The organism is Pectobacterium peruviense (assembly GCF_002847345.1).
GTDB lineage: Bacteria > Pseudomonadota > Gammaproteobacteria > Enterobacterales > Enterobacteriaceae > Pectobacterium > Pectobacterium peruviense.
This window is the reverse complement of record NZ_LXFV01000019.1, coordinates 46,959-69,183: the sequence shown is the minus strand read 5'-3', so window position 1 is coordinate 69,183 and position 22,225 is coordinate 46,959. Positions and strand designations below refer to the sequence as shown.

Here is a 22,225-nt window from a genome sequence, read left to right as displayed (position 1 = left end):
TGTGGTGATAATCGAGCAACGCCCTGAGCAGGGCGTTGTATCGCGATGATGATTAGTCGTTTTCCGGCGCGACTTCCTGCACTACGGCTGGCTTTTCTTCCGCAGACAATTTTGCTTCCAGGTCGGTCATGCGTTGTTCCAGGCGCGCAACCTTCTCGCGCGTGCGCAGCAGAACTTGCGTCTGAATATCGAACTCTTCACGGTTCACCAAATCCAGTCGGGTCAACTGTGCTTGCAAGACCTGACGAATCTTTTTCTCCACATCATCACCCAATTCCCGGATACCTTTTGGCATGGATTCATGCACTTGACGGGCGATTTGCTCAATCTTCTTTGGGTCAATCATGTCGCTTTCCTGATTAGGTTATGTAAGTAATGACTATAGCAAAAGCAAGTGTAATGCCTATAAACGAAATCCGACATCTGCTTTGCACATATTCAGCATAATTTTACTGTAATCCAGCATACGTTTTGCCCTATTTCCTGCCGTGGATCAATTGCCCTCTCGAGGTATTAGCGTTATAGTAAACCCGCTTATTCTCAGGGCGGGGTGTAATTCCCCACCGGCGGTAAACCAGTGAACATATGAACGAATAAGGTTCTGTGTACTGGAAGCCCGCGAGCGCTCACGCTATGTTTTTCGATATTGATTGGTTTTCCGATTTTATTATCGATTTCACAACGTGAGGTCAGCAGACCCGGTGTAATTCCGGGGCCGACGGTTAAAGTCCGGATGGGAGAGAGTAACGGTATCTGTCGAGCTTTATGCTCGCTCGCGTTATTTTTGTTAACCATTGCTATGCAACTAGTAGTAGTGGTTACTCCTCAAGCTCGCCCTGATTCTGGTAACCCATAATAACATTGAGGTTTTTTACCATGAATCAGACATTACTTTCTGAATTTGGCAATCCTACTGAACGCGTAGAACGCGCACTTGATGCATTGCGTCATGGCCGCGGCGTGTTGGTACTGGATGATGAAGATCGTGAAAACGAAGGTGACATGATCTTTTCCGCTGAAAATATGACCGTTGAACAAATGGCGCTGACGATTCGTCACGGCAGTGGCATTGTGTGCCTGTGCCTGACGGAAGAGCGTCGCCAGCAACTGGAATTGCCGATGATGGTTGAGAAGAACTCCAGCCATTACCAAACGGCGTTCACTGTGACGATCGAAGCCGCTGAAGGCGTGACGACAGGTGTTTCCGCTGCCGATCGTCTGACCACCATTCGTGCTGCGATTGCGGATAACGCTAGACCGAGCGATCTGAATCGCCCTGGTCATGTATTCCCGTTGCGTGCTCAGCCGGGTGGTGTACTAACGCGCGGTGGTCACACTGAAGCGACAGTCGATCTGATGACGCTGGCGGGCCTGAAGCAGTCTGGCGTACTGTGTGAGCTGACGAACGATGACGGCTCAATGGCGCACGCGCCGGAAGTGATCACGTTTGCCAAGCAGCACGACATGCCGGTGCTGACGATTGAAGATCTCGTTGCTTACCGCATAGCGGCAGAGCGCAAAGCGAGCTGATTCACGCAGATAGAGAACCAAAAGGGCCGATTAATCGGCCCTTTTCTATTTTATGGTTCAGGTTGTTAACGACCTATTTCTTAATGAATTAGGCTTTTTAACGGCTGATGCGATTAGATTTTTCTTGCCAACAGCGTAGCGAAACGCAGCTTGATGCGATTACCCTGCGCATCTGTCTTGTGTAGTTCGCCCATGTCCTCGTTGTATTTAAGGATTTCCCAATCGGTGTAATAGTTCTTCAACTCGTCTTCTTTAAAGGTAAACGAGAAGGGCATCGGGCACGGACAGTCTTCCGTCGACATTGCTGCGATAATCAGGTTATAGCCACCGTCAACGGTGCTGTTTTGCATATTGCTGATGATGTGCGGAATACGGTCGCGTTCCAGGAACATCAATACGACGGTCGACAGGATGAAGTCGTACTGCTCTTTGATTTCAGCCAGATTGATGTTGTAAACGCCCGCTCGAATGTTTTCCAGCGCTTCGCTCTGGATGATGTTATTCAGCGAATCAATGCTTTGCTCGTGTTTATCACAGGCGGTCACGTCAAACCCGCGCAGGTTCAGATACAGCGAGTTACGTCCGCCACCGCAGCCTAAATCCAGCGTTTTACCCGGTTTGATGTGCTGTACTGCGTTGATCACTTCGGAATGGGTTCGCGTCAGGCCGTATTTTTTATGGTAGAAATCTTCCGCCGAACAGAAAAAGCTAAGCTGACATTCCAGATCGTCAGAGAACGAGACGATGCGATGCCACGCCTGCGGCTCCACAAACGGCGGCTGATTTTGCTCAGAGAAGTGGAACGTCTCCAGCGTATCGCCATCTTCGGTCAGCATGGAAAAGGTCATTTCCCCTTTCAATACGGTCAGTTTTGCCCAAGTGCCTTCCTGCGTGTTGTGCTTTTCCTGAAACGCGGCAGGCAGCGTCTGGCTGTTCCACTGTGGCATCTTCTTATAACAAATGAGATCTTGCATCGTTACCTCGGTCTGTAAATTCTACAATCTATATACCCGTCATACTTCACGTTGCATGTGCGTTGGCTGCGTTCACTCACCCGAATCACTTACCTTAGTAAGCTCATCGGGATTCCTTCCCTTGCCGCCTTCCTGAAACTCGAATTATTTAGGGTATAGCCGTATTCTATTAATCCGCACGCAGGCTGACCAGAAATATGTATTTTAAATGCATTATTTATTTTTGCCGTCTCAGACGGTGGCAGAAAGCTGTCGAAGTAGCGGAAATGCCTCTTTCATCCGCTCGCCGCCGACCACAAAGGCACGCAGCCTTTGCTGACTATCCAGTGCTTTGGCCACCATACCCTGTTCGTTCCATTCCTGCTGCCAGTGCAAATCGCTGCTGGTGGTATCGCCTGCCATCTGTAAGGGAAACAGCGGCGTCTTGATTTTAACCAGCATCGGCGGCAGGGTTAACGCCTCATTGGCGCCCAGCAGGTTTTTCGCCAGCGTAATCGCGCTGAGCTGAATGGGTTGCAGGAACGGTAAAAGTTTACCGCCAATTTCCGCGCAGTCGCCTAGCGCATAAATCTGCGGATCGATGGTCTGTAGTTGTGCATTGGTTTGGATGCCTTTCTGCACCGCTAAATCTGCCGCTTTCGCCAATTGTGTATTGGCCTGCAAACCGACAGCGGAGATGATTTCGTCTACTTCCACCGTGCGCCCATCGGTAAACATAGCCTGCACGCCGGTTTCGTTTTTCTCCAACTGCTGCACGGTTGTGTTCAGCAGCAGAGAAACGCCCTGCTGTGTCAGCGTGAATTGCAGACGTGCGCTGACTTCAGGCGGCATCAACGCAGGCAAAATGCTGCTGGCGCAGTCAACCAGCGTGACGCGTTTTCCGGCACGACCCAAATCCATTGCCAGTTCAGTGCCGATGAGTCCGGCACCGAGCACCAGCACGCGTTCGGCCTGCCAGAGTCGGGCTTCGTGAGTGCGGTATTCTTGCTGACTGTTGAGCGTCAGCATATGTTCGCACCCTGGAATCGGTGGCACGATTGCGCTAGCCCCGGTCGCGAACACCAGCTTGTGGTAATCGTAACGCTTCGTGCCACAGACAACCTGTTGCGCGTTGCGGTCAATGGCGGTAACGCGCGTATTGGCTAGCAGCGCAATGCGGTTTTCTTCAGCAAACGCGGTTGCCTGCATCTTGGTCAGATCGTCGGCGTGCTGTTGCAGGCTCATCACATGGCTTAAATCCGGCTTGTTGTACTCATCGCCGCTGTCGGCGGTGATCAAGCGGATAGGGCAGTGGGCATCTAGCTTACGTAGCTGCCGGATAAGCTGGCGGGCAGCAAAGCCTGCGCCAATAATCACGATATCTTTCATCACCCTCTCCTTAGCGAATCGGATTGAAAACGTCTTTACCCAGCCCGCATTCCGGACAGAGGAAGCTGTCGGGTACATCCGACCACATGGTGCCAGGTGTGACATCCTGCATCGGTTCGCCAAGTGCCGGATCGTAGATCCACTGGCAGACGCTGCACTGCATACAGCCGCTTTCTGACTGCACCGTTGGCTGTGCTGCTGACTGTGGTGCAGCGACTTCGTTGCATCCACAGGCGCTTTCGGCAGGGGCGCTTACACTTTGTGGTGCGGTTGCGGCTTGCGATACGACGGCCTGTTTTGTGGGCGAGATGACGCGACGGGCGGGCGTATCATCCAGCGGATGCAGCGCCCACTGGCGAGCAATTTCGCGGCCGTGCTCGCGGCAAATTTCCAGCGCTGAACCGTCAGGACGCCACTTGGTTTTCAGCGCCAGCGTGGTTTCAAAACCGGCGTCCATCAGGCGGGTTTGAACGCGGTCTACCGCACCGCCGTTCCAGCCATAGCTACCAAATGCCGAGGCTTTCTTATTTTGGAAACGCAGGCCAGTGATCTCTTCCAGCATGGCAGCAACTTTCGGCATCATTACGTTATTCATGGTGGATGAACCGACTAACACGCCTTTCGAGCGGAAGACCTGCGTCAGGATTTCGTTCTTGTCGTGGCGAGCGACGTTATAGATTTTCACCGCGACGCCCGGATCGACATCATTGATGCCTTGCGCAATGGCGTCGGCCATCATGCGGGTGTTATTGGACATGGTGTCGTAAAACAGCGTAATGCGATCTTCCTGATAACTGTCCGCCCACTTCAGATAGAGGTGGATGATCTGGGCAGGATCGTCGCGCCACACCACACCGTGCGAGGTCGCGACCATCGACAGTGGCAGATTAAAGCCGAGGACTTCGTGGATCTTGGCAGTTACCAGACGGCTGAATGGCGTCAGAATATTGGCAAAATAGCGCTGACACTGCTCGAACAGCTCAGTTTGATCCACCTCGTCATTAAACAGATGCTCATCACAGTAGTGCTGACCGAACGCATCGTTACTGAACAGCACGGCATCCTCGGTCATGTAGGTCATCATGCTGTCCGGCCAGTGCAGCATCGGTGTTTCGATAAAGATCAACTGCTTGCCGTTGCCGATATCCAACGTGTCGCCAGTTTTGACGGTGTGGAAATTCCATTCAGGATGATGGTGATGGCCGGTAATGGAATCGATCGCATTATAGGTGCAGTAAATCGGCGTGTTGGGAATACGCGCCATCAGCTCGCTCAGCGCGCCAGCGTGATCCTCTTCGGCATGGTTGATCACGATGTAGTCAATCGTGTTCAGATCCACTTCCGCCATCAGGTTCTGCACAAACTCACGGCTGAATTTGTGATCGACGGTATCGATCAGTACGGTTTTCTCCTCGCGGATCAGATAGCTGTTGTAGCTACTGCCTTGCAGCGTTTTGTATTCCGTGCCGTGAAAATCACGGACTTCCCAGTCTCGTTGTCCAACCCAGTGGATGTTGTTCTTTACGTGAATCGTCATGTTCTGAAACCTCAATAAGCATATGCGAGAAAATATGCTGTAAGGATTGCAGGAAGCGTGCCAGTTTTTAATATATTGATTTATAAGGTTTTGATAAATAGCATTTGTCAAAGTGACACACTTTATCTATTGTCTTAATGACACAGGTATTGTCATTAGGACACACCATGACGCTTTCTATTAACGCCCTTGCCCATATCGCTATCGAGCTGCAAATGGGGCTATCGAATCAGGATCGTTTTCAGCGCTTGATCAACAGCCTGCGCCAACTGCTGCGTTGTGATGCGTCGGCGTTGCTGCGTTACGAAAATCAGCTATTCCGCCCGCTGGCGATAGATGGCCTGGCACCGGACGTGCTGGGGCGACGTTTTCGTCTGTCCGATCATCCTCGTCTAGAGGCGATTGCCCGTGCTGGGGATGTCGTGCGTTTTCCGGCGGACAGTCAGCTTCCCGATCCGTATGACGGCCTGATTCCCAGTCAGGAGGATCTTAAGGTGCACGCCTGCGTCGGCCTGCCGCTGTTTGCCAATCAGAACCTGATCGGGGCGCTGACCGTAGACGGCATGGACCCGTGCCAGTTCGATCATTTTAGTGATGAGGAACTGCGGCTGGTGGGGGCGATGGCGGCGGCGGCGCTAAGTAATGCGCTGCTGATGGAACGCCTTGAACGGCAGTTGCCCGCGCCGGTGCGTGCCGAAAGTCCGGCAGCGGAAAGCGTGGAAGAAATGGTTGGATTATCAGAACCGATGCAGCGGTTGAAGAAAGAGGTCGATATCGTCGCGGGTTCCGATCTGAACGTGCTGATCATGGGAGAGACTGGCGTCGGTAAAGAACTGGTAGCACGGGCGATTCATCATGGTTCCAGTCGTGCAAATCATCCTCTGGTGTATCTGAACTGCGCCGCGCTGCCGGAATCGGTAGCAGAGAGCGAATTATTTGGTCATGTGAAAGGGGCGTTTACTGGTGCGATTCATCATCGAACCGGCAAGTTTGAAATGGCGGACAACGGTACGCTGTTTCTGGATGAGATTGGCGAGCTGTCGTTGACGCTCCAGGCGAAGCTGCTGCGCGTGTTGCAGTATGGCGACCTACAGCGCGTGGGGGATGACAGCAGCCTGAAAGTGAACGTGCGCGTGCTGGCAGCAACTAACCGCGATCTGCGGCAGGCGGTGCTGGATGGCGCGTTTCGTGCTGATTTATTCCACCGCTTGAGCGTGTTCCCGCTGTCTGTTCCGCCGCTACGTGAGCGCAGTCAGGATGTGGCGCTGTTAGCCGGTTTCTTCTGTGAGCGCAGTCGTGCACAGCTTGGGCTGGCACGTCTGGCGTTAACCGCGGAAGCGGGCGCATTGCTGGAACAGTACGACTGGCCGGGGAACGTACGCGAGCTGGAGCACGCCATTTACCGCGCCACTGTGCTGGCGCGTGCCGGACAAGAATCGGGCGAGGTGCTTTTAGGCCCTGAGCATTTCAATCTCGAACTTCCCTCTCAACCTATTCATTCCAGATCAGGATCGTCGAATGCTATTGAAACCGCGCCCGCGTATTTCATCAGCGGCGGCCTGCGAGAGGCAACGGATGATTACCAGCGTCGGATTATCCAACAAACGCTGGCGCGCCATGAGGGCAACTGGTCATCCTGTGCAAGAGAACTGGAAATGGACAGCGGCAACCTACACCGTCTGGCAAAGCGACTGGGCATCAAATAAAAAACGCCCCTAAAATCGGGGCGCTGATGCTTCACCTCTAGTCACAGCAGAAGTGAGTTAACCGCATTTCACGCATTTGGCGCTCTGAATCACCTGGAAGAAATCGTTGCCTTTATCATCAACCAGAATAAAGGCAGGGAAATCTTCGACTTCGATTTTCCAGATAGCTTCCATACCCAGTTCAGGGTACTCGACGCAGGTCAGGCTCTTGATGCTGTTCTGCGCCAGAATCGCTGCCGGGCCGCCGATGCTGCCGAGGTAGAAGCCACCGTGTTTATGACATGCGTCGGTCACCTGCTGGCTGCGGTTACCTTTTGCCAGCATGATCATGCTGCCGCCGTTGGCTTGCAGCAAATCGACGTAGGAATCCATGCGGCCTGCGGTGGTTGGGCCTAACGAACCGGACGGGTAGCCTTCCGGCGTTTTCGCTGGGCCTGCGTAGTAGATCGGGTGATCTTTAATGTACTGCGGCAGACCTTCACCGTTATCCAGACGCTCTTTCAGCTTGGCGTGAGCAATGTCACGACCCACGATGATGGTGCCGGTCAGGGAAAGACGGGTGGATACCGGATACTGCGACAGCGTCTTCAGGATCTCGGCCATCGGGCGGTTCAAGTCGATTTTAACTGCATCGCCTTCGCCCGTTTCACGCAGGTGCTCAGGGATATATTTGCCCGGATTCTGCTCTAGCTGCTCTAGCCAGACGCCCTTGCGGTTGATCTTGCCTTTGATGTTACGGTCAGCGGAACAGGATACGCCCATCCCGACCGGACAAGAAGCACCGTGGCGCGGCAGGCGGATAATCCGCACGTCGTGCGCAAAATATTTACCGCCGAACTGCGCCCCCAGACCCAGATCGCGTGCCGCTTCCAGAATCTCCTGCTCCAGTGCGACATCGCGGAATGCCTGACCGTGCTCGTTGCCCTCGGTTGGCAGCGCGTCATAGTACTTAGTCGAGGCCAGCTTCACCGTTTTCAGCGTGGTTTCTGCCGAGGTACCGCCAATCACAAACGCGATGTGGTACGGCGGACAGGCCGCCGTACCCAATGAACGCATTTTCTCGATCAGGAAGCTCTTCAATTTACCCGGCGTCAGCAGCGCTTTGGTTTCCTGATACAAGTAGGTCTTGTTGGCAGAACCGCCGCCTTTGGTGACGAACAGGAATTTATAGTCTTCGCCCTCGGTACTGTAGAGGTCAATTTGTGCTGGCAGGTTGGTGCCAGTGTTGACCTCTTGGTACATATCCAGCGCGGCGTTCTGCGAGTAGCGCAGGTTGTCTTCAATGAACGTGTTGTACACGCCCTGCGACAGTGCTTCGGCATCGTTACTGCCAGTCCAGACGTTCTGGCCTTTTTTACCGACGATAATCGCGGTACCGGTATCCTGACAGGTCGGCAGAATGCCCTTGGCGGAAATTTCTGAGTTGCGCAGGAATTGCAGGGCAACGTATTTATCGTTTTCGCTGGCTTCTGGGTCGTGGAGAATATCGGCAACTTGCTGCTGATGAGCGGGGCGGAGCATGAAAGAAGCATCGTGGAAGGCTTGCTGTGCCAGAAGGGTCAACGCTGCTGGCTCGACTTTCAGGATATCCTGGCCTTCAAATTGCGCGACAGAGACAAAATCGCTGCTCAGCAGGCGATATTCGGTGTCATCTTTACTTAGTGGAAAAGGATCTTGGTAATAGAAGGGTTTATTCGACATTTTTTTCTCACTTGCAATTGCATTAATTAGTAAATTCCGACCTTTATAGGATTCAACGTCTTATTATTAAGGTAAGGCGTATTACCGCAGCACCACAGGGATGTCTCGAATACAAAAGTAGTAATCCCTATAATAGTATGGTTTTTTGTCGGGAAGTACTACTTTGGTACATCACAATAATAATGATGATGTGCATTATTTTTTCCTGTGACAGACGAGAGAAGCCGCGGCGCAGCACAGGTTTTTCGTGTGCAGGTGACACAGGAAAATGCACACGGATTAGCGTGGAAATATTCCTCTTTTAATTGCCTTAATTAAGTAAAGTAAACGGTGAAATTAAAAATAATAACCATTTAATCTTTAATGTTATCCATTGGCGATATAAAGGAACCGTTGTCGGCTTTTTATCTCTTCATGGAAAACGAGCGCATCACAAAAGCCATAGTGCTGTGACCCGTAGGATGACCGCTGTGATTTTGCCTGCGTTATGACGGCGTATTCTCTTGTTGAGCAAGGAGATTGTCGATCATCCACAGGCCAGCAGGGCCGGGCGGATGAGGTTTAGACCAGACGACATCGACGTCAATCCACTGCGGCCAGCCTGACACAGGCAGTTCCACCAGTTTTTGTCGGTCGTATTGCGCCACCAGCCAGCGCGGCAGGATGCTCCAACCATGCCCCTGCTGTGCCATTTCCAACAGCATAAGGTAGGACGGTGCAGACCAGACGATCCCTTCCGGTTGCAGTCGGTCGCTACGTTTATAGGTATTGAGATAGAGCTGGCGGACGGTCGCCAACTGGCTACGTGTTACGGTTTTTTCAGTCGCGAGCGGGTGAGCTGCCGACACGAAAACGGCCATTTCAGTCTTAACCTGCAAACGCGCAGCGGCAATATCGGGTGGATAATCTGTCTGAGCGCGTAATAGCCCGACATGCGCGCGGTCCATTTGCAGCAGGTCGATGACATCGTCGCCTTCCGCAACCAGACATTCAAATTCAATATCGGGAAAGTTGTGTGCGAAACGCTGAATCACGGGTTCGTAATGGGTGGCTTGCCAGATGTCGGACAGCACGAACGTCAGGTGGGGCTCGATATGGTCGGCCAGACGGATCGCCAGTTCATCCAACTGCTCGCTGGCGGATAAGATAGCCTGTACGTGAGAAAGCACTTTTCTGCCTGCCAACGTAAGAACGGGCTGGTGACCGGATCGATCAAATAGCGTCAGCCCCAGATCGGCTTCCAGATTGGCAATGGCGGCGCTGATGGTGGACTGGCTTTTATGTAATCGTCGTGCGGCGGCAGAAAACGAGCCTGCATCAACGGCGGTGATAAAAGCCAGCAAGGATTCTGGTGAATAACGCATAATGCACCTATCGTTTTTATCGATGGAATCTAACTGTACTCTACCATCTTATGCGATGAAAATAAGGCCGTAATACGATGCCATCCATGGTCATGGCAAAAAACTGACCAGTAACGTGCAATAAATAAAAGTGAATATGCTATGCAGAATAAGAGCAGCAAAACCTTACGTGAACGCCTGTGCCATGCCGTAGGCTTTGAGCTGATTGCGTTGATGATTTGTGCGCCAGCGGGTGCCTGGCTGCTGAATAAATCCCTTTTCGATATGGGCGCGTTGGCGATTATGTTGTCCAGCGTCGCGATGATCTGGAATATGATCTACAACTCGATATTTGATCGCTTATGGCCTGCGGATCGCGTGAAGCGTCGGCTGCCGATCCGTGTCGCGCATGCGTTGGGGTTTGAAGGCGGTTTTATCCTGATTGGTCTGCCGCTGGCGGCGTGGATGCTGAACGTTACGCTGTGGCAGGCGCTGATGGTGGAGATCGGCTTCTTCCTGTTCTTCCTGCCCTACACCGTGGTGTATAACTGGGCTTACGACACGTTACGTGAGCGAATTGTGAATCGTCGCAATCATGTTCAACACGTGTCGGCGAACTCCCGCTTGCGCTAGTCCCTTCCTTTACCGGTGTGTCAGTTTGAAACTCTGATACGCCGGTAGCTCAAGCGATCGCCATAAATACCATGATGCCACCGTGCGATAAGGCTGACATTGCAGGCTCAGTGCCTGCAAATCGCGCGGTTTCGGCATATCCGGTAAATCATAGACGTAGCGCAATCCCTGACGAATGCCCAAATCGTCGAGCGGCATGATGTCGGTGCGTTCCAGCGAATAAATCAAAAACATTTCTACCGTCCAGCGCCCGATTCCCTTGAGCGAGGTGAGCTGCTGGATAAGCGTATCATCGTCCATATTTGCGGCCCGTTCGAGGCTCGGCACCAGCCCGCTGAGTGCACCCTGTGCAATGCCATGTAGCGTATCCGATTTGCGGGCAGAAAAGCCGCACTGCCGCAGTGTGTCGGTGGGGCAGGTCAGCATCTGTTCCGGGCTGGGAAAGACATCGTCATGCACTCTCAGGAGCTTCGCGACCATCGCATCTCCGGCACGCGTCGTCAGTTGCTGATAGGCAACCGCACGCATCAGCGCCTCATAGGGTTCCCGGTGTGGTGCAGTTTGATGACGACAGTCGCCGACCTGCTCGATCACGCTGGCCCAGCGTGCATTAATTGCACTGAGATGTGTTTTGGCGTGCTGCATCAAATCTGACGGCGAGTGGGATGGCATAAACGGCTTCCGTTGTGAGAACGCAAAGGGCAGGAAACGAGCATAGGTGATTGCCGTGCGGCGCGCCATCTGGGAAGGGCTATTCGTATGAAAAAGAAAACCCGAATGAAAAAGCAAGAGTTGAACGTGTGCACAGGGCTGCTTCGGTTTAGCGTTAGCGCATGACGTGACTTTCAGTAATAGTAAGATTAGCCGTAATACTGAATTGAAATGAGGTGCACAAATGCGTAACGACACGATGCTTAACGATACGCCGTTTCAGGATGCTGACTCGCGCTGGCAGGCAGTGGTTACGCGTAATAAGGCGGCTGACGGCTGCTTTATCTATGCGGTGAAAACGACGGGGATTTACTGTTCTCCATCCTGTGCATCACGCCAGCCCCGGCGTGAAAATGTAGTGTTCTTCGCGACGGCTGATGAAGCACAGGCGGCGGGTTTCCGCCCGTGTAAACGGTGTCGTCAGGGGACGCTTTCGCGACAGGAACAGCAGACACAGCAGATTGCCCGTGCCTGCCGGATGATAGAGCAGTCGGATCGTCCGCCGACGCTGGCGATGCTGGCTCAAGCCGTAGGAATAAGCGCTTTCCATTTTCATCGCATGTTCAAAACCACAACGGGTCTGACGCCAAAACAGTATGCCAGCGCCCATCGTCACCGGCAGTTACGTGAACAATTGGCCGATAATAATGAGGTGACCACGGCGATTGTTGCGGCGGGCTATGATGCCAGCGGGCGTTTTTATGCCGAAGCCGGTACGCATTTAGGGATGACACCGACGGCGTTTCAGAACAAGGGAAAGGGGATGACGATCCACTTTGCGATTGGTTGCTGCTCACTTGGCGACGTTCTGGTGGCGGAAAGCGAAAAAGGGATCTGCGCGATCCTGCTGGGAGACGATCCTGAACCTCTGCTCAATGCGCTTCAGGAGATGTTTGTTAACGCGCATTTGGTCGGCGGTGATGCGGCGTTTGAACGGCGGATGGCGCAGGTCGTCGGGTTTGTTGACGATCCGTCCATCGGGCTGGCGCTGCCGCTCGATATTCGCGGCACAGTATTTCAGCAGCGTGTCTGGCAGGCACTGCGGGCCATTCCGGCAGGAGAAACGCTGAGTTATCGTGAGGTTGCTGATCGAATTGGCTCGCCCGCTGCCGTGCGCGCTGTTGCGGGTGCCTGTGCGGCAAACCGGCTGGCGGTCGTAATTCCTTGTCATCGCGTGGTTCGGCATGATGGCGCGCTGTCAGGCTATCGCTGGGGCGTTGAGCGTAAACGTGCCCTGTTGGAGAAAGAGCAAGTGGAGAAAGAACAAGCCGCACATCATTCAGAGGACTCGCTGCCGTGAATCGTGGTTTATTTGCCGATGAAGCGCCACCGTGCGGTAAGGCTGACAGAGCAAGCTAAGCGTCTGCAACTCGTGCGGCTTCGGCATCTCCTGCAAATTGTAAACGTAACGCAGACCTGAAATTATTCAATGGCATGGTGAGTTTTTCGTTTTTCTCTTTGCTCATTTATTTTTCACGGTCTTTGATTTTGCACAATACGTTGCTCCCATACAGGCAACGGTAATTGCCAGTATGCCGCTAGATTGAGCGAAGCTAAGTTTTTCTCCCAATATAAAAAAACCAGATAATGCACTGACGGCGGGCGATGCACTCATCAGAATTCCAAAGGTATTGCTAGATAAGCGGCGCAGCGCATAGATATCCAGTAAAAAAGGTAGCGCACTCGACATAATCGCAATCAAAAAACCGAGCATGAAAATATCGGGAATAAGAAGTGCAAAGCCGCTCTGATAAATACCGATTGGTACGATAAACAGTGAGGCAAAAACAGTGCCAATAGCAACGCCACGACTACCAAACTCTGCCGCTTTGCTGCCAACTCGTACATACATTCCCCAGCAAAAAGCGGCGGCTATGACGTAGGCGATCCCGCGTGGATCTAGGGAACCATTCTGGCTGCCTAACGGTAGTAGTAGAAGCCCAAGAATGGCAAAACTGATCCATACCAAATCGGATTTTTGGCGCGAAGCGAGCATTGCAACGGTGAGTGGCCCCAATACTTCAATGGAAATGGCGATGCCCACGGGAATGTATTTGAATGACATATAGATGAGGATGTTCATTGCCCCCATCATCACACCGTAGATGGCGAGAGTTTTCCATCCCTTTTTGTCCGTTCGTAATTGCCAGGGTTTAAATACTGCAGCGAGCAACAGCATGGCGATACCCACTCTTAGCGCCGACATACCAAATGGTCCCACCACGGAAAAGGCACTTTTGGCAAAAGCAGCCCCCACCTGGATAGAAATAAGCGAAACGAAAACAGCCAGTAATGGCAGGTGAACGGATTTATTCATTATGGTGTCGCTATTTCTTAGTTAAAAAAGAACACGTTGGCAAATATTTAGAAAAACGGTTTTGCCGCCATCATTGGTATCGTTAGCGCGATAAATTTTACCAATGACATGATGGTGGATGTGTGCAAACATCTTCATGTAATGCATTTAAATTGACGTAAAGCGGCAAGATATTTTCTTTTTTGAAGGAAACGGCTAAGCATGAAATTAGACGCTATCGATCGTCGTATCCTTGCTGCCTTGGTCAGCAACGGCAGAATGACTACAGCAGAGGTGGCAGAACGCATCGGGCTTTCGCCTACGCCTTGTGGGAGACGTATCCGGCAGATGGAAATGGCTGGGGTGATTGAGGGATATTCTGTAAAGCTAAATCCTGGTGCACTTGGTCTGGGGATTTGTGTTCTGATTTCAGTTAAATTGTCTCGCCCTAATCCTGGAGCGCATCGAGAGTTTGTTAACGCGGTGAAAGGCATGGAAGAAGTCACCGAATGTATGCTTGTGACAGGAGAAAGTGATTACATGCTGAGAGTATGGGTAAAGAGCATGGACACGCTGGCGGATTTTGTCACTACCGAGCTTCAGGGGATACCTTGTGTCGCAGAAACGTCGACTACGCTTGTGATGAAACACATTGGCGGGACACCGTTGGTTCCCTAGTGAGATAGGCTAAATACCGTGAATTTTGATTTATTTGCCGATGAAGCACCGCGTCGCTGGACAGAAACGTTAGCACCGGGTGCGCTGATCTTGCGTGGTCGCGCCTATGACGATGCGCCAGCGTTGCTGGCGGCGCTGCAAACCGTCATTGCGCGTGCACCGCTGCGTAATATGGTCACGCCGGGCGGCTTTGTGATGTCGGTGGCGATGAGTAACTGCGGACCGCTCGGCTGGGTGACGGATGAACAAGGCTACCGTTACACTTCACAGGATCCTCTAAGTGGAGAAGCGTGGCCCGCTATGCCGGAGGCCTTTTCCCGACTGGCGAAGCAGGCGGCGAGCGACGCTGGGTTTGCTGATTTTGAACCGGATGCCTGCCTCATCAACCGCTATGATGTCGGTACGCGCATGTCTCTGCACCAGGATAAAAACGAACGGGATTTTCACCAGCCCATCGTGTCTGTTTCGCTGGGGCTGAGCGCGACATTCCTGTTTGGCGGCATGGCTCGTAGCGATAAAGCACAGCGCGTTCCGCTGACGCACGGCGATGTGGTGGTCTGGGGCGGTGAATCGCGGCTCTATTTCCACGGTATTCTGCCGCTGAAAAATGGCACCTTACCGGAAGGAATGCCTGATGCATGCCGTTTTAATCTGACGTTTCGTAAAGCCGGATAAGAGAACGCTATTCCGCTTACCGTGAATTTCGTTTGTGTTTGAGTGAATTCCTTTTAAATAGATAGCCAGCCCGCATCGGCATACAGGCTGGCTTAGGGCATAATGCTGTTCGCTTAAGCCCGTTGTTAGGGGAAACACAGGGGGGGTCCCGCAGGGACGCCTCACCCCTGTGGTCGCCCCGTGTATCTCGATGCTTAAACGAACGGCAGTAGACTTAAGAGACGAGCTTATTTCTTGCTGAACTTCATATAATCAAGGGCACTTTCTGCTGCAATTCGACCCGAATTTAGCGCAAAGCCAAACGTGCCGCCGCCTAACAGCAGGTCATAGGTGTCGCCATACATGCCAGCGGCATCATTACCTGTGACGTACAGGCCCGGAATGACCTCACCGGATTTATCTATCGCCTGCATTTTCTCGTCGATCTTCACGCCACCCAAGGTGCCCAGCGCGGCGGGTTGCATTCTCACCGCATAGAACGGACCGGTTTTTATTGGACGCAGGTAATCCATGTTTTTGTTGAACACGTCATCCCGTTTTTGCGTCGCAAACTTGTTATTTTCTTCCAGTGTATTTTTCAGCACGCTGGCATCAACGCCCATCTCTTTCGCCAGTCCGTCAACGGTGGCAGATTTGAAGACGAAGCCGCGATTTTTCTGACTTTCCTTCGTAAATTCGCTATCGAATTTAGTCAGCTTGGTATTGGCGATAACCCATTCGCCAATCGGCACATCAATGCCATCTTCGACGTAATGCTTACGGGATGCCTCGTCAAAAATGGAGTACATAATGCCGCCTGCTTTTGACAGCGCGTTACCGGAGTGTGGCCAGATGATGACGTTGGATTCATCGGTAAAGCGGCGGCCGTGTTGATCAATCCAGAGATAGGGCTGACGTGCAGCGGCTAGCAGGTGAGAGTTAGGCGCATAGTCTGGCAGGCCGGGACGATAGGCTTGCAGCAGACCCAGACCGTCCGGTTTAGCACCGGCTTTCCAGGCCATATTAATCCCGTCACCGTCTTTACCGACGTTGCCAACCATAATGGTGTCGGGGAAAGCGGCGTATTTTTGCAGCATCTCTTTATTGTTGGCGTAGCCGCCAGTGGCGATGATGACGGCCTTGGCGTCTATCTGGAAAGTGTTGCCATCGCTATCTTGTGCGATGACGCCCGTGACTTTGCCGTCTTTTACGACCAGATCTTTACCCGCTGTTTTCACCAGCGTGGTGACATCCATACTTTTAAACTGCTCGTGGAATGTCTTAATCAGGTGGCGTCCGTGGCCGGGGCCGTCGATCACATGCCAGGTCAACATCCCGCCGGGGCCGCCGGGGCCGATGTATTCAAACTTGATGCCTTTTGATTTCACCCACTCAATCGTGTCCGCCGAGCGGTTCACGAAGGCGCGAACCACGAAGGGATTTGCCATCCAGTGGCTGTAATCCATGATGGTTTTAAACGCCATATCAGGCGTCACTATAATCCCCTGACGTTTCTGCATGCTGCTGTTGGCGGCGAAGATGCCTTCGGCAAAGTTACCTGTGCCACCGACAATCGGCTGTTTTTCCAGTAAGACGATTTTCGCCCCTTTTTCTGCGGAGGCCATGGTTGCCGAGGTGCCAGCCGCGCCGGCACCGATAATAACGATATCGGCACTTTTCGGGATTTCCGGCTTTGCTGCATCCGCCGCCTGTGCGGTAGACCAGCTCATCATCGAGAGGCAGAGCGTCGCGAGTACACTTTTTCTGAAGCGTTTCATGATGTTTTCCTTGATGTTATTAATATTTTTACAACACGGTGTGTTACCGCCGCGTTCCCACTGCCGTGTTTCGCGCATGTAGAGCGTCGCACGTGGAGAACCCAGCGGGATTAATTCGCTTTAGCCTGCGAGTACGCATCTTCCGCCGCTTCATGCACCGCACCACTGGTCATCGTGGCACCCGACACGCCATCAACCTGTATGCTCTGCTTTTCGGTCATGGTTTTTGCGAGTTCAATTGCCGCTTCCCCGCCGACTTCGGGCGTCTCTTCTGGGGCATCAATCGTCGATTTGAGGACTTTCCCCTGCGCATCGATATCGAGCGTGACGGTGACATCGCCGCCGATACCCTGTCTGGCGGCAGAGTAGGTGCCGGCTTTAAAATTTCCGTCTTGTGCGACTGCGGTTCCCATTACGAAGAACAAACAAAGTGGAAGGATTCCTGAGCATATTTTCATATCAATAGTTCCATTAGTTTTTGAATGAATACGGTGAATAACTACGTTATCTCCCATAAATAAAGTTATCTCCCATGAATAAAGTGATAGCCGTCGTCGTTATTGAGGGGCCTGAATATCAGGCAGCAAATTGGTAACCCAATGCCGAGTAATAAAAATAACAGGCTGAAATGGTTAAGATTGAGAGCGATTTCGAACTGAGAAAGAAAGCGTAATATCGGGAACGTCAGCGTCATACTGAGCATGACGGAAAGCAGTTGGCTAATGGTTAACAGGTTATTACCGCTGTGGTATGTACTGTTATTCAGATTACTGAAGGCCAGCGTACTTTCCGCTGAATATAACGTCGAAATCAGCACACCTAAGAGCATGGCGATAATACCGATGAGATGCATCGATCTCTCTTGCACGGCGACACTCAAGGCAAGCACGCACAGCGATGTGATACCGGTCGTCAGCATCAACAGCCGCCGGTAGCCGATACGCTTGACCAGTGGCTCGAACAGCAACTTTGACAGCAATGCACCACTGGAAAAGAGCAGCAGAATCAGGCTGGTTTCTGCGGGTTTACAGGCCAGCGTCGTTTGCAGCATGAGTGAGAGCACGACGGGTATTGATGCCAGTAGCGTTCGCGTCACAATGCCGCCAATAATGCCGATAGAAAAGGTTCTGATGCCAAACAGGGCGCGAGGGAATAATGCGGTCTCTGCAATGAGATGTTGCCGGTAATAAATAAAAACCAAACCCAGCGTGCTGCAAGATAGGAATAACATGACGAACGTTGGCAGTATATTTCTTGTGGCGGTGGTTAACATGAAGGCCACAAGGAATAGCATCAAAATGGGAAAGGCGACTTGATAGGCACCGGTGCGTGACGTCTCTTTAATCGTCGCAACAGGAATATATTTGGTTGCCAGAAAAAAGCAGACGAAAGCCAGCGGAATATTAACGAGAAAAATAGCCTGCCAGGAAAGAAAGCTAACCAAAATATTACCGAACACGGGGCCGATTAGGGTGCCGAGTAACCCTAGCAAGGTCACCCGATTAAGAAAGCGTAATTTCAGGCTCTGCGGGGTGGTACGCAGTATAACGGTTCTGATGATGGGCAGCATGAGCGCACCGCCGATGCCTTGAATAAAGCGGTAAACGCTTAAACTGCCGAGTGTGGTAGCCGTCATGCACAGCAGCGAGCCGAGCGTGAAAATGGCAATCGCTATCTGGTAGGTTTTCCTTTCTCCGAGTCGTTCCGCCAGCCAGCTATTGGCCGGCGTAAACGCGACGACCGTGACAATATAAGAAATCACGATCGTTTCCATATGCAATACCGGCTGATGCAGCGACTGTGCGATAGCCGGAATGGCGATATACACCATGGTGGTATCCAGGGATTGCATGAAAAAGGTGGCGGAAGCAATCCAGAATAAGACCCATGACGTATTCATTTAGGCCACCGTCATTTGTCCGGCATAAAGCACGAACAGTCGTAGCAGGAACACGCCGAACAGGCTCATGACGGCTAAGGTAATCACTTGCCCTTTGCCGGAATGGGTAGAGGGTTTGCGTACCCGATTGATAATCGAGGGGATTACAATGCCGATGCCGATAATGCCAATCCAGAATACGCCTCCCCAGAAGCCTGACAGCGCGGTCTGGGCAGCGACAACTTTTTGCCCGCCGCCAAGCAGCAGCCCGACAAAAAATGCCAGCAGAAGGAACAGTTCGGCATACACCACCGGAGTTTCCACACGATGGATGAAATGCAGGGAGCGTGAATTCCCTGATGCCTGATGCCCCCACGCGCTGGCCAGCAGCATGACGGCAATACCGGATGTCGTACCTGATACTAAAAACAGGACGGGCAGAACGGGGTTGTTCAGCAACGGGAACGATTTCAGCGCGGATAACAGGAAACCGGTATAGCAGCCGAGCAGGACGGCAAGTACCAGCAGCAGATTTTCAATTATCGCGGCATTTTTAACGATAATCGCCGTCAGCCTACGTACTCGTGCAGCCAGCGCGGGACGGTGCCAGACGGTCTCAAGCTGGGTCAGCCATACGTCATGATAAAGCGTAATGAGCCATAACAGCATCACGACGAAATACACCTGAAAGAGCATCACGCCAAGCGACATGATGGAGGTGGGATTGTAAAAAACCATCAAATACCAAAAGGTCAGCGGTTTAGTCAGATGAAAAATCAGAATCACCAGCCCGAGGATCACGGCGAGCGGTGCCACGATGGCCGTGGCTTTGATCATGCGATTACTGCCGTGGTATTCGGTGGGAACGTAGTGCCTGAGGAGCAGAGACAGCGACACCATCCCCGCCGAAATGCCGACCAGAAGAAGGTAAACGGCGATGGGCCAATCCCAGACCAGCGTGTCGAACGTGAAGGCATTATGCATTGTCGATTGCTCCTCGTTTCCCAGGAATACGATAGAGTTGAGGCTCGGTGCCCAGATAAACCTTGGAGCGGTAGGTCGCGTTGCTCTCGATCATCTTGGAAATGTTGCTTTCAGGGTCGTTGAGATCGCCAAATACCAACGCTTTAGTGGGGCAGATTTCTACGCAGGCGGGCTGCTTCCCTGCTGCCAGATTGCTTTCCCGACAAAAATTGCATTTGTCTGCCGTTTTCGTGACGGGGTTGATGAAACGCACATGGTAAGGGCACGCGGCAATACAGTAGCGGCAGCCTACGCAGCGCTTATCGTTGACGTCGACAATGCCAGTGAGCGCATCTTTGAAGGATGCGCCCGTTGGGCAGACGGCAACGCAGGGCGGATTCTCACAGTGCTGGCAGGACTTACGGAAAAATTGCTTGATGGCACGCGTTTTCTCGACGGCGGGAATGTCGACGGTTTGCAGTATGTCCAGCCGGGTTACGCCGTCAGGGACGTTATTCGTCTCTTTGCAGGCCTTGATACAGGCTTTGCATCCGATACAACGCATTTCGTTATGCAATAAGCCATATTTAACAGCTAATTTACCCTGCGTTTTTTCTGGCTCATTTTTCGCTTGTGCGAGACCGATATTTCCACTAACGGCAATCGCACTTCCCATATAGGCAATAAAACGACGGCGAGATAACTCTTCCATATCATAAATCTTCACATTGAGGTGATAGCCGTGCGAACCCCTATCTGTCATAGACATTATTAACCCAATAATAATGTTAATCGTTCGCAGTGTGATGCTAATAGAAAAGAGTGACCCATAATTACGATGGAAATAATGAATAGGCCACGTTTTTATTGTGGTTTTATTGGAGCATGGCAATAAAAGGCTAAGTGTGCGTTTGGTCACATTTGTTTTTTTGTAGTTTCCTATATAACAAACTTCGATTTGTTATATATGCTATTCAATTGGCTTTTTATTTATTTCTTAGAAGGGTGATTTTTAGGAGGCAGCGTTTCCATTGTAGTGGTTTGTTGTTTTATTTTTTCCGTTTGCGATGATAGTGAATAATTGATGTGTATCAGATTATACGTTTTTTTATCCGATAATGATGGCGTATAAATTGAGGTTAGTCTTTTGTTTGCAACAAATAAAAACGTTAGTGCTTATTTAGCACTAACGTTTATGTAACATAAATAATTAAGAATAGAAAATATTAATGGTAGGTTGGTATCAGGGTTTTAAGTGCTTATCAAGAAAACGGACGGTAATCTGCATAATGTCCGGTTGCAACCAATGTGGCCCGCCGTGCTCTGCATCCTTAACGCTATAATAGGTCGATTCGATATTTTTCGCCGTCAGAGCCTGATGCAGGCGCTCGGTCTGACGTGGAGAAACCACCGTATCGTTTGTACCGTGCATGATCAGGAATGGAGGCGTCGCACCGTTGATAAAGTTAATAGGGTTAGCCGCTGCGGCTTTGTCAGGGTAGCGGGTGATTGCGCCGCCCTCATTAAATACCGATGTGCCGTTGACCCAGATAGCTTCTGTTGCAGAAGGTGACGCGTGTCTCTGAACGACATCGTCAGGGAAGCCTTCACCGACGAGCGTCAGATCGGATAATCCATAGAAATCAATCACGGCCTGCACATCACTGCTTTGGTCAAGATTATCGCCTTTATCGTAGGCTTTCGAGCCATTGGTTGCCCCGGCAAATGCTGCCAGATAGCCACCCGCAGAAGCGCCGAAAACCGCCGCATGTTGGCCGTCAATACCAAATTTTTTCGCATTAGCGCGCAGATAACGAATGGCGGATTTTACATCTTCCAGCGGCGCGGGGAAAAGAACGGTAGGGGCGACACGATATTCCATGCTGGCAACCACATAACCCGCTTCGGCAAGGTTAAGGCGCTGTTGCAGGTAATTATCTTTATTAGCATTAACGAATCCGCCGCCCGTAATGAATAATACGACGGGGAGTGCTTTCTTCGCTTCAGGCTGAAGAATATCCATTTTTAATGCAACATTCGGATAGCCCCGCACCGATACCTGAGAATAAACGACGTCAGAGATTAATTTCACCGATGTGGTTTCCTGCTTTACGGTGATGTCATGTTGATTCGGTGCTGCATTGATTGCAGTGGTGCTCATCATTGCCAAGGTTGCTAACCCTATTTTTGTTGTTTTCGAATAATCCATATCTTAAGTCCTTTTGTTAGGGGGATGTAAACTTTTTTGGTTTGTGAGGGATGATGTTATTATTTGTAAAAACAATATTAAAAAATCTTTAATATTATGGGTGGCTGTCTCCGCTAATTAATTATTTCCTTATTGATAATAAGTTGACTATATCTACCATTAACGTTATTTCTCATTAATTAAATGTGCATCTAATCACATTTGATTATTTACAGATCCTTATAATTGATATCATAAGTGATGATAAATGAGGCAGTTGATGCGT

20 protein-coding genes and 1 riboswitch are annotated in these 22,225 nt (G+C 51.4%); of the genes, 6 read left to right on the top strand and 14 right to left on the bottom strand.

Annotation, left to right across the window (positions count from 1 at the left end; all coding sequences use genetic code 11):
• Positions 1-52: 52 nt before the first annotated feature.
• Positions 53-346 (bottom strand): ubiquinone biosynthesis accessory factor UbiK, encoded by a 294-nt coding sequence (gene ubiK / locus A0G03_RS14835; protein ID WP_048258896.1) that lies wholly within the window; start codon positions 344-346, stop codon positions 53-55.
• 186 nt (positions 347-532) lie between these two features.
• A riboswitch (FMN riboswitch) is annotated at positions 533-749 on the top strand.
• A gap of 127 nt (positions 750-876) precedes the next feature.
• Here ubiK and ribB point away from each other — a divergent pair.
• The gene (gene ribB, locus A0G03_RS14830) at positions 877-1,530 is read left to right on the top strand and encodes a 3,4-dihydroxy-2-butanone-4-phosphate synthase (protein WP_048258897.1); all 654 of its coding nucleotides are present in this window, start codon (positions 877-879) and stop codon (positions 1,528-1,530) included.
• A gap of 113 nt (positions 1,531-1,643) precedes the next feature.
• Here ribB and tehB read toward each other — a convergent pair whose 3' ends face one another.
• From tehB to norV, 3 genes are all read right to left on the bottom strand, one after another.
• Positions 1,644-2,504, bottom strand: a complete 861-nt coding sequence (gene tehB, locus A0G03_RS14825) for an SAM-dependent methyltransferase TehB (RefSeq protein WP_048258899.1) — start codon at positions 2,502-2,504, stop codon at positions 1,644-1,646.
• Between the two features lie 231 nt (positions 2,505-2,735).
• Positions 2,736-3,872: an NADH:flavorubredoxin reductase NorW gene (gene norW / locus A0G03_RS14820; protein WP_048258900.1), complete on the bottom strand. Its 1,137-nt coding sequence runs from the start codon at positions 3,870-3,872 to the stop codon at positions 2,736-2,738.
• 10 nt (positions 3,873-3,882) lie between these two features.
• A complete protein-coding gene (gene norV / locus A0G03_RS14815; RefSeq protein ID WP_048258901.1) occupies positions 3,883-5,409 on the bottom strand; it encodes an anaerobic nitric oxide reductase flavorubredoxin in 1,527 nt (508 codons plus the stop codon).
• Positions 5,410-5,576: 167 nt separating this feature from the next.
• Here norV and norR point away from each other — a divergent pair, with 167 nt between their 5' ends.
• Positions 5,577-7,115: a nitric oxide reductase transcriptional regulator NorR gene (gene norR, locus A0G03_RS14810; RefSeq protein ID WP_048258902.1), complete on the top strand. Its 1,539-nt coding sequence runs from the start codon at positions 5,577-5,579 to the stop codon at positions 7,113-7,115.
• A gap of 57 nt (positions 7,116-7,172) precedes the next feature.
• Here norR and fumA read toward each other — a convergent pair whose 3' ends face one another.
• Together fumA and A0G03_RS14800 are read right to left on the bottom strand one after the other, a co-directional pair.
• A complete protein-coding gene (fumA, locus tag A0G03_RS14805; protein ID WP_048258903.1) occupies positions 7,173-8,816 on the bottom strand; it encodes a class I fumarate hydratase FumA in 1,644 nt (547 codons plus the stop codon).
• Between the two features lie 485 nt (positions 8,817-9,301).
• Positions 9,302-10,180 carry a LysR family transcriptional regulator gene (locus A0G03_RS14800; protein ID WP_048258904.1) on the bottom strand — a complete coding sequence of 293 codons (879 nt, stop codon included), beginning with the start codon at positions 10,178-10,180 and terminating at the stop codon, positions 9,302-9,304.
• Positions 10,181-10,321: 141 nt separating this feature from the next.
• On the opposite strand from A0G03_RS14800, the gene A0G03_RS14795 reads away from it, so the two are divergent.
• Positions 10,322-10,792, top strand: a complete 471-nt coding sequence (locus A0G03_RS14795; protein ID WP_048258905.1) for a multidrug/biocide efflux PACE transporter — start codon at positions 10,322-10,324, stop codon at positions 10,790-10,792.
• A gap of 9 nt (positions 10,793-10,801) precedes the next feature.
• On the opposite strand, the gene A0G03_RS14790 is transcribed toward A0G03_RS14795, so the two are convergent.
• The gene (locus tag A0G03_RS14790) at positions 10,802-11,464 is read right to left on the bottom strand and encodes a DNA-3-methyladenine glycosylase family protein (protein ID WP_048259010.1); all 663 of its coding nucleotides are present in this window, start codon (positions 11,462-11,464) and stop codon (positions 10,802-10,804) included.
• 223 nt (positions 11,465-11,687) lie between these two features.
• Here A0G03_RS14790 and ada point away from each other — a divergent pair, with 223 nt between their 5' ends.
• Positions 11,688-12,803 (top strand): bifunctional DNA-binding transcriptional regulator/O6-methylguanine-DNA methyltransferase Ada, encoded by a 1,116-nt coding sequence (ada, locus tag A0G03_RS14785; protein WP_048258906.1) that lies wholly within the window; start codon positions 11,688-11,690, stop codon positions 12,801-12,803.
• Positions 12,804-12,965: 162 nt separating this feature from the next.
• Here ada and A0G03_RS14780 read toward each other — a convergent pair whose 3' ends face one another.
• Entirely contained in the window at positions 12,966-13,820 is an 855-nt protein-coding gene (locus A0G03_RS14780) for an EamA family transporter (RefSeq protein WP_048258907.1), read from the bottom strand.
• Between the two features lie 201 nt (positions 13,821-14,021).
• Here A0G03_RS14780 and A0G03_RS14775 point away from each other — a divergent pair, with 201 nt between their 5' ends.
• Together A0G03_RS14775 and alkB are read left to right on the top strand one after the other, a co-directional pair.
• Positions 14,022-14,477 carry an Lrp/AsnC family transcriptional regulator gene (locus A0G03_RS14775; protein WP_048258908.1) on the top strand — a complete coding sequence of 152 codons (456 nt, stop codon included), beginning with the start codon at positions 14,022-14,024 and terminating at the stop codon, positions 14,475-14,477.
• Between the two features lie 18 nt (positions 14,478-14,495).
• Complete coding sequence (gene alkB, locus A0G03_RS14770) at positions 14,496-15,152, top strand: DNA oxidative demethylase AlkB (RefSeq protein ID WP_048258909.1); 657 nt, start codon at positions 14,496-14,498, stop codon at positions 15,150-15,152.
• Between the two features lie 227 nt (positions 15,153-15,379).
• Here the strand turns inward: alkB and A0G03_RS14765 are convergent, their stop codons facing one another.
• The 6 genes from A0G03_RS14765 to A0G03_RS14740 all read right to left on the bottom strand — a co-directional run bounded on the left by A0G03_RS14765 (position 15,380) and on the right by A0G03_RS14740 (position 21,960).
• Positions 15,380-16,909 (bottom strand): FAD-dependent oxidoreductase, encoded by a 1,530-nt coding sequence (locus A0G03_RS14765; RefSeq protein WP_048258910.1) that lies wholly within the window; start codon positions 16,907-16,909, stop codon positions 15,380-15,382.
• A 110-nt stretch (positions 16,910-17,019) separates the two neighbouring features.
• Complete coding sequence (locus tag A0G03_RS14760; protein WP_048259011.1) at positions 17,020-17,367, bottom strand: FMN-binding protein; 348 nt, start codon at positions 17,365-17,367, stop codon at positions 17,020-17,022.
• Between the two features lie 65 nt (positions 17,368-17,432).
• Entirely contained in the window at positions 17,433-18,809 is a 1,377-nt protein-coding gene (locus A0G03_RS14755) for an MFS transporter (RefSeq protein WP_048258911.1), read from the bottom strand.
• The gene (gene nrfD, locus A0G03_RS14750; protein WP_048258912.1) at positions 18,810-19,772 is read right to left on the bottom strand and encodes a cytochrome c nitrite reductase subunit NrfD; all 963 of its coding nucleotides are present in this window, start codon (positions 19,770-19,772) and stop codon (positions 18,810-18,812) included.
• The gene (locus tag A0G03_RS14745) at positions 19,765-20,463 is read right to left on the bottom strand and encodes a 4Fe-4S dicluster domain-containing protein (RefSeq protein ID WP_048258913.1); all 699 of its coding nucleotides are present in this window, start codon (positions 20,461-20,463) and stop codon (positions 19,765-19,767) included. Before A0G03_RS14745 ends, nrfD begins: the two co-directional genes overlap by 8 nt.
• A 531-nt stretch (positions 20,464-20,994) precedes the next feature.
• Complete coding sequence (locus A0G03_RS14740; protein WP_048258914.1) at positions 20,995-21,960, bottom strand: alpha/beta hydrolase; 966 nt, start codon at positions 21,958-21,960, stop codon at positions 20,995-20,997.
• Positions 21,961-22,225 lie beyond the last annotated feature (265 nt).